We start from the raw sequence: 15,984 nt of genomic DNA on the forward strand, positions 1-15,984 counted from the left end.
TCCTATTTTTTTATTTTTGGTAAGAAGACGAGAAATAAGATAGCAGTAATAAGTGGAATTAAGTTTAAAAATGGAATGCGGAAGAGTGTAATAAGAATAATACCTGGAAGAAGAACACCGAGGACAGCATAGAAAATACTATGTTTTTTCGTGTACCAATATAAGGAAAGTCCAATAAGTGCAGGGACAATGAGGTGAATGAGAGCCATTAAAAAATAAATCATTAGACGCCCCCTTTATTTATGTGCTTATTACATCATATCCGTATGTTCATAGATTGATATCACTTTTTTCATAATTGGACGGAAAATGTTTTGAAAAACGTCACATTTGCGAGGGATTATATATTAATAATCTTGTATAATATTATTTCCTAAAAATATTTAAAAAACATAAACATACTGTTTATGTTTTTTAATTTGAGTGAAATGGATTTTAAGTAGTATAGACTTGAAAGAAATGAGTTATACAGCTTTTGTTGGATAGATAAAAACTACTGAAGAGGAGTACAGCATGATTAGTATGTCATTAAGATCGTTTAAAATTCAATCGTATTATCTACTAGGTATTCTGTTATTAGGCTGGATGTTAACACCGTTTTCAGCACATTTTCTAGGTGCTGGAATTGGACTTATTGTAAGTATGTACTGTGTTTGGATTTTAGGGAGACGAATTGAGAAGCTTGGAGATAGTATCGTAAAGAAGACGAAAGCGCCAACGCTTGGTATGTTTAATCGCTTTGCAGCTGCCATTTTGGGTGCTATTATTATGTACGAAATTGAGCACCATATGGTTATGTGGGCATTTGCAGTAGGAATTATGGGCGGCTATTTCTTAATCGTTATTAATTTAGGTTACTATAGTATGAAGGATGAAGAAGAATTAACAAAGAGTTAAAAGAGCTTCTTTTTTAGATGGAACAGAGGATTCCGCGGTGGATAGAAGCGGTCAGGGCCTTTTTTTGTTCCCGTGCGGTGTGAAACCAGAAGGATGTAGTGAGTGGAAAAAGAGTTAATGTGTTTGAAGCCGTGATTTGTACGTGGATAAATTAAAGAATATATAGAAAGAAGCTTACGTTTTTCACGTAAGCTTCTTTTTTATGTAAGTGTGTGTAACCGTTAAGCCGCATTGGGTTTTGTCGGTGAGTACGCGGAACTTTACGGTTACACTACACTTATTCATATGAGTAAAAGGGTTATTCCAACAGAAAATTTGTAATTAAGCGATTGGACCGCCTAAGTTAATAATATCTTCAGAAACGCTATCAAACTTTTTGAAGTTTGCTTTGAATTCATTTGCAAGCTCAATTGCTTTCACTTTGTAAGCATCTTTATCAGCCCAAGTTTGTTCAGGCATTAATACTTCGTCAGGTACACCTGGTACGTGAAGTGGAACTTCAAGACCGAAGATGTCATGTTTCGCAGTTTCAGCTTTTGCAAGTTCTCCGCTTAATGCTGCTTGAATCATTGCGCGAGTATAACCTAAGTTCATACGTTTACCAACGCCGTATTCGCCACCAGTCCAGCCAGTGTTTACTAAGAATACTTTCGCATCATGTTTCTCGATTTTTTCACCAAGCATTTCAGCATAACGAGATGCATCAAGTGGTAAGAACGGTGAACCGAAGCAAGTTGAGAATGTAGCTTGCGGAGATGTAACGCCGCGCTCTGTTCCTGCTAGTTTACTAGTGTAACCGCTTAAGAAATGGTACATAGCTTGCTCTTTTGATAACTTACTGATTGGAGGCAATACGCCAGATGCATCAGCAGTTAAGAAAATAATTGTATTTGGATGTCCTGCAACACTTGGCAGTACGATATTGTCAATCGCATGCATAGGGTATGCAGCACGTGTATTTTCTGTTAAAGTAGTATCGTTATAGTCAGCGATGCGTGTTTGACCATCAATGACAACGTTTTCTAAAACTGAACCGAATTTGATTGCATCGAAGATTTGTGGTTCTTTCTCATGAGAAAGGTTTACACATTTCGCGTAGCAACCGCCTTCAATATTGAATACGCCGTTATCAGACCAACCGTGCTCATCATCACCGATTAATTTACGGTTTGGATCAGCGGATAATGTTGTTTTACCTGTTCCAGATAAACCGAAGAATAGTGCTACGTCGCCTTCTTCACCTACGTTTGCAGAGCAATGCATAGAAAGAATGTCTTGTTCAGGTAGTAAGAAGTTCATAATAGAGAAGATTGATTTTTTCATTTCTCCAGCATATTCTGTACCACCGATTAGTACGATACGTTGTTCAAATGAAACCATAATGAACGCTTCAGAATTTGTACCGTCAACTGCTGGATCTGCTTTAAAGTTTGGTGCAGAAACAATTGTGAACTCTGATTCATGAGTTGTTAATTCTTCTTCATTTGGACGAATAAATAATTGATGTACGAACAAATTATGCCATGCGTATTCGTTAACAACTTGAATTGGTAGGCGATAGTTGCGGTCAGCGCCAGCAAATCCTTTGAAGACGAATAACTCTTCTTTTTCTTTTAAGTATTCTAAAACTTTTGTATATAATTTATTAAAATGTTCTTCAGAAATCGGTTGGTTCACAGCTCCCCAAGCAATTTTGTCAGCAACCGATGCTTCCTTCACAATAAATTTATCTTTAGGAGAACGTCCTGTGTATTTTCCTGTTGAAGCAGAAACGGCACCAGTAGAAGTTAATTTCCCTTCATTTCGCATTAATACTTTTTCCACTAATTGCGGAACACTTAGTTGAATCTGTGCATTGCTTCCGTTCAATAATTCATGTAAACCAATTTGGACATTCACAGTACTCATATTTATATACCATCCTTTTCATTTAATGAAATATTTCTCGTAATCCCCATCAATAGTATAACACAATTATATAAATAATGTATACTATTTATTTATTTTTGTTTGTGTGAATGTATTAGTTCCTTATTAATATTTCATTCTATACGTATTGAGAAAAACTTTCAGGAAAATGTGAATATTAATTGACAAATGAATATCATTTCTTTAGTATAGGTTGGGACGGATACTCTCTTATCCCGAGCTGGCGGAGGGACAGGCCCGATGAAGCCCAGCAACCTCATTTGTAGTGGTAAATACAGGTGAATAGGTGCTAAAACCTGTGCGAGGCTAACGGTCTCGAACGATAAGAGCAAAGGGCAAAAAGCAGTATGCAAGTAGCAAATTAAACCTTTCCTCTATGTAAAGTAGGAAAGGTTTTTCTGTATGCTTGTGTGGGAGAATAAATGTATGTCGCAGTTTGTGGCAAATTAAGGATGAGTTCCGTACAATATATACAATTACTGTAGGGAGGTTTACCACATGACAAAAAAACGTCATCTGTTCACATCTGAGTCTGTAACTGAAGGACATCCAGATAAAATTTGTGACCAAATTTCTGATTCAATTTTAGATGCGATCTTATCAAAGGACGCTAATGCACGTGTGGCTTGTGAAACAACTGTAACAACTGGTTTAGTATTGGTAGCGGGGGAAATTACGACTTCTACTTACGTAGATATTCCAAAAATCGTTCGTGAAACAATTCAAGGCATTGGTTACACACGCGCAAAATACGGATTCGATGCAGAAACTTGTGCAGTTTTAACATCTATCGATGAGCAATCTGCTGACATCGCTATGGGTGTTGACCAAGCGCTAGAAGCACGCGAAGGTCTAATGACTGACGCTGAGATTGAGGCAATTGGTGCGGGAGACCAAGGTTTAATGTTTGGCTTCGCATGTAATGAAACACAAGAATTAATGCCACTTCCAATCTCGCTTGCTCACAAATTAGCTCGTCGTTTAACTGAAGTACGTAAAGATGACACATTATCATACTTACGTCCGGATGGAAAAACGCAAGTTACAGTTGAGTATGATGAAAATGGTAAACCTGTACGTGTAGATACAATTGTAATTTCTACACAGCATCATCCAGATGTTACATGGGAAGAAATCGATCGCGATTTAAAAGAGCATGTAATTAAAGCTGTAGTTCCAGCAGAATTAATGGATGGAGAAACGAAATTCTTCATTAACCCAACTGGCCGCTTCGTAATTGGTGGACCACAAGGTGATGCTGGTTTAACAGGACGTAAAATTATCGTTGATACTTACGGTGGATACGCTCGCCACGGTGGCGGTGCATTCTCTGGTAAAGATGCAACGAAAGTTGACCGTTCAGCAGCATATGCAGCTCGTTATGTTGCGAAAAACATCGTAGCAGCTGGTCTTGCTGACAAAGCAGAAGTACAACTTGCATACGCAATCGGCGTAGCGCAACCAGTATCAATTTCAGTTGATACATTTGGCACTGGTAAAGTATCTGAAGACGTACTAGTAGAACTAGTTCGTAACAACTTCGATCTTCGCCCAGCTGGTATTATTAAAATGCTAGACTTACGTCGCCCAATTTACAAACAAACAGCAGCTTACGGCCACTTCGGACGTACTGATGTAGATCTTACATGGGAACGTACAGACAAAGCAGCTACTTTAAAAGAGCAAGCTGGTCTATAATATATGAAAAAAAAGCTTTGCGCGTGTCGCAAAGCTTTTTTTATTTGGTTATATTTGCTATTTGGATACATGAACTGCAATAAACTTCGCCGTCTAGCTCAATATATTTTCTCATATTTGTCATACCACTTGCCGGAAATGGCATATGAATCCATGCTTTTTCATACGTTTGTATTTCCTTTTCACATGATTTGCAAAGGATTAGTTTCTTACGGAACATAGACGCTCACCCTTTCAGTTGACGCGCTTTTCCTGCGCAAAAAGCACTGCTCAGTAAAAATAGCGTTGCGAATATAATACTCACTAATGTAGCGTATGGAATCGCGCCTTTTAAGGAAAAGCCGACAGTGATGGAAGCGACAAATAAGAGAATGAATGTTGTTGTTAATTTTTTATAAAGTTCCATAATATGTAGACCTCCGATTTATTTTGTAGTGTAAATTTAAAAATTAAATGTATTATGTAGAAAATATAAGGTGAGTTAAAGAGTAGCTAATGATGTGGAGTCTAAGAGTATAAAAGGTACACTCTTTTATTTTCCTTTTTGTGGGTGTGCATACTTATATTGTATCATGCTTCATCATTGGCTTCATACATAATTGTGTAAAGATATGTATGATAAAATGGAGAAAAGTCTTCAAGAAAGGAAAGATGAAAAATGAGTGTAACTGAACATAAAAAACAAGCACCGAAAGAAGTACGTTGTAAGATTGTAACGATCTCAGATACACGTACGGAAGAGACGGATAAGAGTGGTCAATTGTTACATGCATTATTAATAGAAGCAGGACATAAAGTGACCTCTTATGAAATTGTGAAAGATGATAAAGAAAGTATTCAGCAGGCTGTGTTAGCTGGTTATCATAGGGAAGATGTTGATGTCGTACTAACAAATGGTGGAACTGGTATTACGAAACGTGATGTAACGATTGAAGCGGTGTCAGTGTTATTAGATAAAGAAATTGTCGGGTTTGGTGAGTTGTTCCGCATGATTAGTTATTTAGAAGATATCGGAAGCAGCGCAATGTTAAGTCGAGCGATTGGCGGTACAATCGGGCGCAAAGTTGTTTTTTCGATGCCGGGGTCTAGCGGAGCTGTTCGTCTTGCGATGAATAAGTTAATTCTACCGGAATTAGGTCATATTACATTTGAGTTGCATCGCCAATGAGTAAGTTTGTTGGAATCGTATTAGCAGGTGGTATGTCGAGTAGATTCGGTGAACCGAAAGCGCTAGCGAGCTGGGGTGGGAGTACTTTTGTTGAGCAGATTTTGAAAGTGATGACAAGTACGCTTCAAGAAGTTGTAGTCATTAGTCATTCTGATATAAAAGAGCGAGTGGAGCAATTAGTACAAGTTCCCGTTATAGAAGATATTCCGCATTATAAAGGAAACGGCCCACTTGCTGGAATTGTATCAGGAATGGAATATATCGAAGCAGATTGGTACGCTATTATGCCTTGCGATGCACCAAATGTTTCGCAAGAGTGGTTTACTATTTTATTAGAACAAACGAGTGATGAGTATGATGCGGTTGTGCCTATTATTAATGGAAGAAAACAACCGTTACTTGCGGCGTATCATAACCGTGTGAAAGAGAAGATTTACACTTTACTTCAGGAAGAGAAAAGAAGCATGGGGCAGCTTTTATCACAATGTAATGTGAAATATGTTGCCGGAGAAGATGTACAAGCAAATGCAGAATGGTTTCTGAATGTGAATACGAAAAAAGAATACGTACAGGCTCAAAAAGACCTTTCAAATGAATGAAAGGTCTTTTTGATATACAGAAATTGGGGAACAATTGCTGTATACAGGTATGTGAGTAAGTAGATTTTAAGGGGAATCTCGTGAACTACCCGCCACTTAATGTCATAACGGACTGTTTGAAGTGGGGGCTTCTCGGTTAATCATTACTTATGATAGCTAACGAATTTGTCCTAAGACAGCCGAGCTAACTCCCTTGTTCCAAAGGTTATTTTATTACAATTTATGCTAACGATAAAAGGCGTATTGCTTCATTTTTGATATTGATAGCTGAGTTATAATCTCTATCGAGATTTACACCGCATATACAAGAATAGATTCGTTCAGACAATGTCATATTTTTCACATTTCCACAGCTGCTACATGTTTTTGTTGATGGAAACCATTTGTCTATTTTCACAAGTTGTTTTCCTTGTTCGTTTAGTTTATAAGCTAAGAAAGAAGTGAACAAACCCCACCCATTATCAGCGACACTTTTTCCAAAATGAAGTGCTTGCGATATTCCTTTCATGTTTAGGTCTTCAATAGCTACAACATCAAAATTAGCAGCTAACTTTTTAGACTCATGATGAAGGAAATTCTTACGTTGGTTAGTTACTTTCTCATGTAACTTAGCTACACGAATACGTTGTTTATTCCAACGCGCAGAACCTTTATTGCGTCTTGATAATACTCGTTGTACGATTGCTAATCGGTCTAATATGTTACGATAGAACTTAGGATAATTGGCTTTCTCATCCTCAGAACTGACGTATAATCCATCCATCGCAAAGTCTAACCCAACAACTGTTGCTACTTCTTTTTGCGCAATCTCTTTTTCATATTCAGTCAAGATGGACACATAGTATTTACCAGTAGGTGTCATAGAAATCGTACAAGACTTGATCATATAATCTTGTGGTATCTCCCTATGTTGTTTGATACGTACCATTTTCAGTTTTGGCAATTTAATATGACCATTAAGCAACATAATATTACCGTTTACTACATTCGTTGTATAAGACTTTCTGTCTTTTTTACTTTTGAATGTTGGGAAGTTATTTTGCCCACTAAAGAAATTCTTATATGCAGTTTGCAAGTGTAGTTGAGCATTTGCCAAAGCTAATGAATCAACTTCTTTTAACCACTCAAATTTTTCTTTATATTTCGCGGGAGTTGGAGGCTTTTGTTTCTTTAGTTGTTCCTTATCACCTTTGTATTTTTCATACGCTTCTTTTCGTTCAGCTAACCTTCTATTGTACACGAAACGTACACAACCGAAGGTTTTACGCATAAGATTTGCTTGTTCTTCTGTTGGATACAACCGGAATTTATATGCTTTATTATGCGTTGTCATATCATTTTACCTTGATTTTTAATATATTTTTTTACTACGTCTATTGGCGAACCACCAGTAGTTAGTAAGCAAAAACTTCTTGACCAAAACATTTTTTGCTAAAGTTTTTTCACTTGTGGAAAGTCTCTCTTGATTAGTCGAGAACTTGCACTTTTATAAGCATTAATAAATTTTGTCATTTCTGTTTAAGCGAGTAATTCTGATGCAGTGTGCTGAAGGACTTCTTCATATTGGTCAAGTAAGCCACGAAAGATCTCATCCCAGCTTTTTGATTTCGCATAAGACGAAGCTGCTATTCCCATCTGTATAAGTTTTTCTTCATGTTGCAATAAAGAATAAATGGATGATAGAAATGCATCCGCATCTTTTGGCGGACAAAGAACTCCCGTTTTTCCATCTGTAATAACATTTTTAACCCCACCACTATTTGCACCAATAACAGGTGTACCACATGCGAGTGACTCCAGTACGACGTTCCCAAATGTTTCAGTAGCAGATGGAAATACCATTAGATCGGAGGAAGCGTAGGCTTCAGCTAAATTCGGGCCTTGTAAATACCCAGTAAAAGTTATATTTGTTTTTGGAACATTGTCTTGTAGGCCCTTTGCGAGAGGACCATCTCCAGCGATGAGCCAATGAATATCGTCACGTTCTTTGTTCGTCGTTTGAATAAGTGTTTGAAGAGTGTCGATATCTTTTTCAGGAGCAAGGCGTCCGACGTAGGAAAGAATATATTCTGCTGTAATATTATATTTTTTTCGGAATAGGTCTTTATTGTAAGTGGGATGAAAGAGAGTACAATCTACACCACGTCCCCAAATATAGAGCTGTTGAAATCCTTTCTTCTTTAATTGATGTAATGTTTCAGGAGAAGGCACAAAGTTTTTTTGCATATGACTATGAAACCACTTTAAATAGTTCCATAGCATAGTGGAGAGGAATTCGATCTTGTAATAGCGTAAATAGGCATCAAAATCAGTATGATAAGAACCGACAACCGGGATATTTAACTTTTTTGCATAATATAACCCACAAAGTCCCATATTGAAAGGCGTAGCGATGTGAATCATATCAGGTTTAAAGGCAAGAAGTTCCCGCTTAATGCGCGGAGTAGGAAAGGCAAAGCGACATTCTGGATATAATATTGTTAACGGGATACTTCTCATTTTGTTCACATTCGCTACGAAATTATCTTCTGCCGTATGCTGAGGGGCGAAAACAGAATAGGTGATATTTTCTTTTTGAAAATATTTAGTTAAACGTTCCAAAGTTTTCGCCACACCGTTGACTTGTGGTGTAAATGTATCGGTAAATATGGCGACTCTCATCATATCGCTCCTTTACATGAGTGGAATGAGTTGATAAAAAGAGATGATGCCAGAGCAAGTGCCAAGGCACATGCCTACAAATACATCTGACGGATAATGAAGCCCTAAATAAATACGGGAAATACCGACGCATAGCGCTAACGGTAATAGAAAAGCAAGCAAGTTTGGATTATAGCAAATAAATGGAATGAGGACAGAGAAAACAGCCGTTGTATGTCCAGATGGAAAAGAATGATCTTTTAATTGATGAACTGGATATTTCGCATCCTGAATTGTTAAATAAGGGCGTTTTCGTGGATACCATCTTTTTAATATTTGCACAGGAATATGGCTAATTGTCAAAGAAATAGCAGTTGCAATTGCAGCTTGATGCAAATTCCCTGTTGCGAAAATTAAAAAGAATAGGGTAAGTGCAATGGAAAAACTTGCACCACCGATATGGGTAATATTGCTAAAAAAGATGTTTAATGTTTTTTGATCAAAGTAGCGATTAATTCCTTTGAAGATGTAACATTCTATTTTATATAGTCCACTGACCTTCATGAGATTTTTCCTCCCTCATTTACATATATATGGAGTTATTAACTTCTATTTTAATAAGATTTTATTGAGGGGATAATAAGGTTTTGTAAAGAAAAAGTTAGATTTTTTCATAAAAAAAGCTGCCAGTCTTATGGCAGCGATAAAATCACTTTTGTAATGATTTATAATATTGTCCTTTTTCAACGTATTGTGTGCGGATACGTTCCATATCTTTACGGTCTTCCTCTGTTAACTCACGAACGACCTTCGCAGGACGACCGAACGCTAACGTGTTTGGCGGGATTTTCTTTCCTTGTGAAACGAGGCTTCCAGCACCGATGAAAGCTCCTTCACCAATTTCAGCACCATCTAATATGATAGATCCCATTCCGATTAAAGCATCTTTTTTAATATGACAGCTATGTAAAATAACTTGATGCCCAACGGTAACGTCATCTTCTAAAATAAGAGGATACTGAGGGCTTTGGTGAAGTGTACATTGATCTTGTACATTTACTCTATCTCCAATTATTGTTGGTGATACATCGCCGCGTATGACTGTATTAAACCAAATACTTGATTCTTCGCCAATGGAAACATCGCCTGTAATGGTAACATAATCAGCGATAAAAGCACTACTCGCAATTTTCGGATTTTTTTCTTTGTAAGGATATATCATGTAAAGCCTTCCTTTCCTAGAGACTAGTTTTAGTGTATCAAATTATGAGAAAGAGTGAAATGGAGGAGGTCCGTATGTGGAATTATGAAGTAGAGGAAGCGAAAGCTGCAGTCGTTATCGTGCACGGTGCAATGGAATATCACGGACGTTACGAAGCTATAGCGGAAATGTGGAATCATATCGGCTACCACGTCGTGATGGGAGACCTTCCATCACATGGAACAACTTCGAGAAATAGAGGACATATTGATTCATTTGATGAATACATAGAGGAAGTTAAATTATGGGTGAAAGAGGCAAGAAAGTATCGATTACCTATTTTTATATTTGGTCATAGTATGGGTGGTCTTATTGTCATTCGTATGATGCAAGAAACGAAGAGGGAAGATGTAGATGGTATTATTTTAAGTTCACCATGTTTAGGTGTATTAGCTGGACCTTCTGCTCCGCTTCGAGCCGCTTCAAAAATATTAAATGTTGTTGCTCCAAAATTGCAATTTGCAACGAATCTTACAGTGGAAATGTCAACTCGTAATCATGAAGTGAGAGATGCGATGGAGAATGATTCATTGTTCTTGCGCAAAGTATCAGTACGTTGGTATAGTGAATTGATTAAGTCTATCGAGATTGCTCATGAGAAAATAGATGATTTTCCAGATGTTCCACTCTTGCTAATGCAAGCATGTGAGGATAAACTTGTAGATAAAACACGTGTCCGCAAGTGGTTTGATAATGTTAAAATGAGTGATAAGGCTTTTAAAGAATGGCCGAATTGTTATCATGAGTTATTAAATGAGTATGAGCGTGATGAAATTTTGAATTATATTCAGTCATTTACTGAAATGCGTGTCAATAATATAGTAAAAACAAACAAATAAATCATTATTTGTACATTTAATAGAGGAGATGAAGGAAGAAGTGAACGTACCGAGTAATCCCATAACGCTCATGGCGAAAGTATACCGTGATGTGTTTCCGGTTGTACACCATGAGCTAGCGATGTGGAAAGAGCGTGCCTACCATATTCCGAATGATGAGCTTCATAGTCAGGCAATCGCAAGTATTGAGAATAAAACGTTTCATTGCGAGGGCGGTGGTATTTTAGCACTGTTAGCAAATGAGCACCGAGAGGAATGTATTCGTTTTATTGTAGCGTATCAAACGATTAGCGATTACTTAGATAATTTATGTGACCGTAGTACATCACTTGATCCAAAAGACTTTGCGGCTCTTCATGAGTCGATGATAATGGCATTAAGCCCTGAAGTTGAAGGGGGCGGTAATTATTATCGTTACCGTGATGATCAAGATGATGGTGGTTATTTAGATGAACTTGTTGAAACATGCCAAGATGTTTTAAAGAAAACGAAGCACTATGATAAAATTGCTCCTGTTCTTCATGAACTGGCTTGTTATTATTGTGATTTGCAAATTCATAAACACGTGAAGTTAGAAGAAAGAGAACCACGCTTAAAAAAATGGTTTGAAGCACATAAAGAAAACTTACCTGAGATGAGTTGGTTTGAATTTTCAGCATGTGCTGGTTCTACGCTTGGAATCTTCTGTCTTGTAGCATATGCATTTCATGATGAGTTACATGATGAAGATATTGCGAAAATTAGACAAGGGTATTTCCCTTACGTACAAGGACTTCACATTTTACTTGATTATTTTATCGATCAAGAAGAAGACCGTATGGGCGGGGATTTGAATTTCTGTAGTTATTATGAAAACGAGCAAGCTATATTAGATCGTATGAAACACTTTGTAGAAGAAGCAGAGAAGAGCATTGGTGATTTGCCTCATGCGAAGTTTCATCGTCTCATAAGCCGAGGGTTACTTGGTATTTATTTATCAGACCAAAAAGTATCAGCACAAAAGAATATGCACAAAATGGCACGGCGCATTGTAAAATACGGAGGCCTCACTTCACGATTCTTCTATTGGAACGGGAAGATGTACCGAAAGAAAATGGCGCAGTGATGAAGAAAACCACTCTTGTAGAGTGGTTTTCTTTTTATTATGATCGTATTTTTGAAAATACGTATATGAGAAGCTCAATCGCGAAAATAACTAAAACAGACATTCCGAATAAAGGCATGACAGCGCCAAGTGTAACCATCATGATAAAGAAAACGAATGTGTTTTTCTTATCTCTTTGCTTCGGAGGTGCTGCTAATTTCCCTTTCGGCTTTCTTGCTAACCACATTTTTACTCCGTAATAAATGAGAAGTAATAAAGATAATGTCGTTAGTAAGCATAATATTTTATTTGGCCATCCGAATAAATGTCCTTCGTGAAGCGGGATACCGTAAGTGAACCATTGTGCAAATAAGCCATAATCACGATAGTCCGTTTTTGAAATGAGTTCGCCGCTATATTGATCAAAGTAAGCTGTTATTTCTTCATTTGGTGCAACATGCATACCTGTAATGCCAGAACCGCTCGATTTCGAAACAGTGAATACACCTTTCGGATCGGCTGGTAGTGAGATAACATATGGCTTCTTTATTTCAATTCCTTTTTGTAATTCATCGACAGAAATTGCTTTTGGCTCATTTGAATTAGATTCAGGAGGAGCTTCTTTTCTTGTTGCCCACGGCAATTCTTTTACCTGCGATTCAGGAGGTGCCATATACAACTTTGGATATCCGAGCGATTCATTCGACGATGCAATTTTATAAATTTGGTTACCCATAAATCCTGACCACGGCAATCCAGATGCGACTAACAAAACGAGAGGAATTGTAAATATAATACCGATAATAGAATGACGTCGTTTTGCCTTTTCTCGTTTATTGGATGCTGGTGTGTTTTTGAATTGGCGTATACTCATATACAACCCAGTCACAATTAAAAAGATTGTCCAGCACGCTGCAAGTTCTACAATATAGTTGACGACAGTACCACCAACTAAAAGAGAACTATGTAATTCCCGCATTATATTGGCAAACGTTTCACTTGCGTTTTGATCTCCGACAATTTGATTATTGCTATCTAAATACACATACTTTTGTTGCCCAGTATATTCATTTGCGATTGTAAGCCTAGTATTATAATCCCCATTAAACTCACTAATTTTCGCCACACTATAATGTGGATATTTTTTCTCTGTTAAGAAAAGCGAATCAGCCATCGAAATAGACTCTGTTTGGGCGCTCTTCCCAAAATATAAATCTTTATAGATGAAATCTTCAACTTCTTCCCGAAATAAATACCCAATTCCGCTCAATGACAAAGTAATAAGAAGCGGCGTAATAAAAAGCCCGGCATAAAAATGCCAACGCCAAAAAATATAATGAAGCGAACGATTTTGTTTCATACGACAGTTCCCCTAACCTTCCCTATATGAATAAACTACTTATTTAATATAGCGAGATTAAGTGTGATTACTTTGAAAGAATTGTGAAAAAAGTTAAAAGTTTTGGCGGTTTTTATCAAACACAAAGCACATTTCAAAAGGGATGTGTTCTATGTTTATGAAGACCTTTTTATATTTGATGCATACATCCTAACAACTGCTTTCGCAAGACATTGAGCGGAATCAACAAAGTCCTCACTCACCACCACATTCAAATCGGTACATGCGATAATAGCGGTATCTACTTCGTCTTTTAACTGTAAAACGAGCAGACTCCATAATTTGCGAGCTTCCTCAATTTCTCCGCCTTTAATACAAGTAATAATTTGATTAATCATTTCTTGCCATTGTTCATTATGAATGTACTCTATATTACGTTTTATAATCCCGTCTTGGTAAATATCTGCTTGAACAGTCGCTTCTGTTGCGAGAAGAGCGACTCTTTTTGTATTTTCAGGAATTGCTTTTAACGTCTCATCGACTATATTCAAAATAGGAATGGTAATAGAACGCTGTAATTCCTCGAAATAAAGATGCGCTGTATTACATGGCATTGCGATGAAATCTACACCAGTACTTTCAAGTTTTTTCGCTCCTTCAATAATCGCCTTTTTCATCGCCGCATGATCAATAGGGCGATCCATATAAAACGGTGTTGGGCACGAATAAATCATCATATGAGGAAAGTCCATATCATGCTTTGCTCCATATATTGTTTGGCACTTTGCTACAACTGTATCGACGAATGGCCCAGTCGATTTTGGCCCCATTCCTGCTAGTATTCCGATCATTGTTTAGTCCCCTTTAATATTTAATACATCCATTATATAGGAGAATAAGAAAAAGACGTGCAATGAGTGCACGTCTTTTTCTGTTATGTTTTGTCGATAAGTCGATATATCGAAAAAATCGTTGATATAATTATCGCTTCTCAATCGCTACAATAAATGGCGGGTTATTTTGCTGGTTAATGAAGCCATATCGCAGTACGTGAGCTTGTTTTTGATCTAGTTCTTCTACAAATTTAAGAACAGCGTCGCGCTCTACTTGTCCTTCTGGATGTCCGTGATAAATGACAAGGACGATGATACCTTCTGGTGCCATTACGTCTAATAATTGTTCGATCGCCGAGATTGTTGAGTTCGGTTTTGTAACGATATGCTTGTCACCACCAGGAAGGTAACCTAAGTTGAAGATTGCTCCTGTTACTTTTCCTTTTGCGTCTTCTGGTAGTACAGATAAAAGTGTGTCGTGACTGTCGTGAACTAAAACAGTACGTTCAAAAAGCTTTTTTTCTTTTAGGCGGATAGTAGAGCTTTCAATTGCTTCTTTTTGAATATCAAATCCAAATACTTTTCCGTTATCTCCAACGATTTCAGCTAGGAAGCAAGTGTCATGTCCATTGCCAAGCGTTGCATCTACAGCGTAATCGCCTTCTTTTACTGCCGTTTGCAGCAGTGTGCGAGCAAACGGTAATACACGTTCTAATTTCATTTTTGTTTCTCCTCATTTGCATATTTTCCTTGCCAGCTTCCGCGGCGTACAAATTCTGCATCGATGGAATTTAATACTTCCCATTTATTTAAGCTCCACATTGGACCGATCATTAAATCAGGTGGACCGTCACCTGTGATGCGGTGCACAATTACGTTTTCAGGAATAATTTCAAGTTGGTCAACAACAAGACTTACGTAATCTTCAAGAGAAAGGAATTCTAATTGACCTTTTTCATATTGCTTCACCATTGGCGTTCCTTTTAATAAATGAAGTAAATGAATTTTAATTCCTTGTACGTCAAGTTTTGCTACTTCACGAGTTGTTTCCATCATCATGTCGTAATCTTCAAGGGGAAGACCGTTAATAATATGAGAGCAAACTCTAATGCCATGCTTACGTAATTTATTTACACCTTCCACGTAAGATGGATAATCGTGAGCGCGATTAATAAGATTTGCAGTACGTTCATGAACAGTTTGTAGTCCGAGTTCAACCCAAAGGTATGTGCGTTTATTTAAGTCCGCTAAATATTCAACGACATCGTCTGGTAAACAATCTGGACGAGTTGCGATAGAAAGACCGACAACGTCTTTTTCTGCTAGAAGCGGTTCGAATTTTTCTTTTAACACTTCAAGTGGAGCATGTGTATTTGTGTACGCCTGGAAATAAGCGATACATTTTCCGTCTTTCCACTTTGAGTGCATTTTTTCTTTCATTTCATGATATTGCGTTATAACATCATCGCGGCGATCACCAGCGAAGTCACCAGATCCAGCAGCACTACAAAACGTGCAGCCACCGTAAGCAACTGTACCGTCACGGTTCGGGCAATCAAAGCCAGCATCTAATGAAACTTTAAAGATTTTTTCACCAAATTCATTTCGTAAGTGATAATTCCATGTATGATAACGTTTATTGTCGTTTGTATATGGAAAAGGGTTTTGAACCTTCATTACTTTCCCTCCTAAGACGA

The 15,984-nt window shown here is 37.4% G+C and carries 18 protein-coding genes, 1 pseudogene and 1 riboswitch; of the genes and pseudogenes, 6 read left to right on the plus strand and 13 right to left on the minus strand.

Going from position 1 to position 15,984, the window contains the following annotated elements; all coding sequences use genetic code 11:
* Window positions 1–2: 2 nt before the first annotated feature.
* A complete protein-coding gene (locus SJY24_RS06460; RefSeq protein ID WP_002034446.1) occupies window positions 3–224 on the minus strand; it encodes a hypothetical protein in 222 nt (73 codons plus the stop codon).
* A 289-nt stretch (window positions 225–513) separates the two neighbouring features.
* Between SJY24_RS06460 and SJY24_RS06465 the strand changes: the two genes are divergently transcribed.
* A complete protein-coding gene (locus tag SJY24_RS06465) occupies window positions 514–897 on the plus strand; it encodes an ATP synthase subunit I (RefSeq protein WP_070145214.1) in 384 nt (127 codons plus the stop codon).
* Window positions 898–1,218: 321 nt separating this feature from the next.
* Here SJY24_RS06465 and pckA read toward each other — a convergent pair whose 3' ends face one another.
* Window positions 1,219–2,805, minus strand: coding sequence for a phosphoenolpyruvate carboxykinase (ATP) (gene pckA / locus SJY24_RS06470; protein ID WP_377864112.1), 1,587 nt, complete (start codon window positions 2,803–2,805; stop codon window positions 1,219–1,221).
* A 228-nt stretch (window positions 2,806–3,033) separates the two neighbouring features.
* A riboswitch (SAM riboswitch) is annotated at window positions 3,034–3,155 on the plus strand.
* Window positions 3,156–3,324: 169 nt separating this feature from the next.
* Between pckA and metK the strand changes: the two genes are divergently transcribed.
* The gene (gene metK / locus SJY24_RS06475) at window positions 3,325–4,524 is read left to right on the plus strand and encodes a methionine adenosyltransferase (RefSeq protein ID WP_377864113.1); all 1,200 of its coding nucleotides are present in this window, start codon (window positions 3,325–3,327) and stop codon (window positions 4,522–4,524) included.
* A 40-nt stretch (window positions 4,525–4,564) separates the two neighbouring features.
* On the opposite strand, the gene SJY24_RS06480 is transcribed toward metK, so the two are convergent.
* A complete protein-coding gene (locus SJY24_RS06480; RefSeq protein ID WP_377864114.1) occupies window positions 4,565–4,744 on the minus strand; it encodes a hypothetical protein in 180 nt (59 codons plus the stop codon).
* Window positions 4,745–4,750: 6 nt separating this feature from the next.
* Window positions 4,751–4,930, minus strand: coding sequence for a hypothetical protein (locus SJY24_RS06485; protein ID WP_002067722.1), 180 nt, complete (start codon window positions 4,928–4,930; stop codon window positions 4,751–4,753).
* A 252-nt stretch (window positions 4,931–5,182) separates the two neighbouring features.
* On the opposite strand from SJY24_RS06485, the gene SJY24_RS06490 reads away from it, so the two are divergent.
* Both SJY24_RS06490 and SJY24_RS06495 read left to right on the plus strand, forming a co-directional pair.
* Entirely contained in the window at window positions 5,183–5,692 is a 510-nt protein-coding gene (locus SJY24_RS06490) for a MogA/MoaB family molybdenum cofactor biosynthesis protein (RefSeq protein ID WP_002015669.1), read from the plus strand.
* Window positions 5,689–6,291: a molybdenum cofactor guanylyltransferase gene (locus SJY24_RS06495; protein WP_377864115.1), complete on the plus strand. Its 603-nt coding sequence runs from the start codon at window positions 5,689–5,691 to the stop codon at window positions 6,289–6,291. The genes SJY24_RS06490 and SJY24_RS06495 overlap by 4 nt, the downstream gene beginning before the upstream one ends.
* Before the next feature lie 220 nt (window positions 6,292–6,511).
* Here SJY24_RS06495 and SJY24_RS06500 read toward each other — a convergent pair whose 3' ends face one another.
* From SJY24_RS06500 to SJY24_RS06520, 5 genes and pseudogenes are all read right to left on the minus strand, one after another.
* The gene (locus SJY24_RS06500; protein WP_377864116.1) at window positions 6,512–7,624 is read right to left on the minus strand and encodes an RNA-guided endonuclease TnpB family protein; all 1,113 of its coding nucleotides are present in this window, start codon (window positions 7,622–7,624) and stop codon (window positions 6,512–6,514) included.
* Window positions 7,621–7,809, minus strand: a pseudogene (locus SJY24_RS06505) (IS200/IS605 family transposase); the annotation flags it as partial. The gene SJY24_RS06500 and the pseudogene SJY24_RS06505, both read right to left, overlap by 4 nt.
* Window positions 7,810–8,952 carry a glycosyltransferase family 4 protein gene (locus SJY24_RS06510; protein WP_377864117.1) on the minus strand — a complete coding sequence of 381 codons (1,143 nt, stop codon included), beginning with the start codon at window positions 8,950–8,952 and terminating at the stop codon, window positions 7,810–7,812. It lies immediately after the preceding pseudogene.
* 12 nt (window positions 8,953–8,964) lie between these two features.
* Window positions 8,965–9,495: a phosphatase PAP2 family protein gene (locus SJY24_RS06515; RefSeq protein WP_377864118.1), complete on the minus strand. Its 531-nt coding sequence runs from the start codon at window positions 9,493–9,495 to the stop codon at window positions 8,965–8,967.
* A 145-nt stretch (window positions 9,496–9,640) separates the two neighbouring features.
* Window positions 9,641–10,153 carry a gamma carbonic anhydrase gene (locus tag SJY24_RS06520; RefSeq protein ID WP_000640199.1) on the minus strand — a complete coding sequence of 171 codons (513 nt, stop codon included), beginning with the start codon at window positions 10,151–10,153 and terminating at the stop codon, window positions 9,641–9,643.
* A gap of 74 nt (window positions 10,154–10,227) precedes the next feature.
* Here SJY24_RS06520 and SJY24_RS06525 point away from each other — a divergent pair, with 74 nt between their 5' ends.
* Together SJY24_RS06525 and SJY24_RS06530 are read left to right on the plus strand one after the other, a co-directional pair.
* Window positions 10,228–11,031 (plus strand): alpha/beta hydrolase, encoded by an 804-nt coding sequence (locus SJY24_RS06525; protein WP_377864119.1) that lies wholly within the window; start codon window positions 10,228–10,230, stop codon window positions 11,029–11,031.
* Between the two features lie 40 nt (window positions 11,032–11,071).
* Window positions 11,072–12,136 (plus strand): tetraprenyl-beta-curcumene synthase family protein, encoded by a 1,065-nt coding sequence (locus tag SJY24_RS06530; protein ID WP_377864120.1) that lies wholly within the window; start codon window positions 11,072–11,074, stop codon window positions 12,134–12,136.
* A gap of 37 nt (window positions 12,137–12,173) precedes the next feature.
* Here the strand turns inward: SJY24_RS06530 and SJY24_RS06535 are convergent, their stop codons facing one another.
* From SJY24_RS06535 to mnmL, 4 genes are all read right to left on the minus strand, one after another.
* The gene (locus SJY24_RS06535; RefSeq protein WP_377864121.1) at window positions 12,174–13,475 is read right to left on the minus strand and encodes a PepSY-associated TM helix domain-containing protein; all 1,302 of its coding nucleotides are present in this window, start codon (window positions 13,473–13,475) and stop codon (window positions 12,174–12,176) included.
* A 155-nt stretch (window positions 13,476–13,630) separates the two neighbouring features.
* Window positions 13,631–14,305 (minus strand): aspartate/glutamate racemase family protein, encoded by a 675-nt coding sequence (locus SJY24_RS06540; RefSeq protein WP_377864122.1) that lies wholly within the window; start codon window positions 14,303–14,305, stop codon window positions 13,631–13,633.
* A 130-nt stretch (window positions 14,306–14,435) separates the two neighbouring features.
* Window positions 14,436–15,008 carry a tRNA 5-(aminomethyl)-2-thiouridylate-methyltransferase MnmM gene (gene mnmM / locus SJY24_RS06545; RefSeq protein ID WP_377864124.1) on the minus strand — a complete coding sequence of 191 codons (573 nt, stop codon included), beginning with the start codon at window positions 15,006–15,008 and terminating at the stop codon, window positions 14,436–14,438.
* Window positions 15,005–15,964, minus strand: a complete 960-nt coding sequence (gene mnmL / locus SJY24_RS06550; protein WP_377864126.1) for a tRNA modification radical SAM protein MnmL/YtqA — start codon at window positions 15,962–15,964, stop codon at window positions 15,005–15,007. The genes mnmM and mnmL overlap by 4 nt, the downstream gene beginning before the upstream one ends.
* Window positions 15,965–15,984: the final 20 nt, after the last annotated feature.

The sequence above is a fragment of the Bacillus sp. R86525 genome, assembly GCF_042466195.1.
GTDB lineage: Bacteria > Bacillota > Bacilli > Bacillales > Bacillaceae_G > Bacillus_A > Bacillus_A nitratireducens.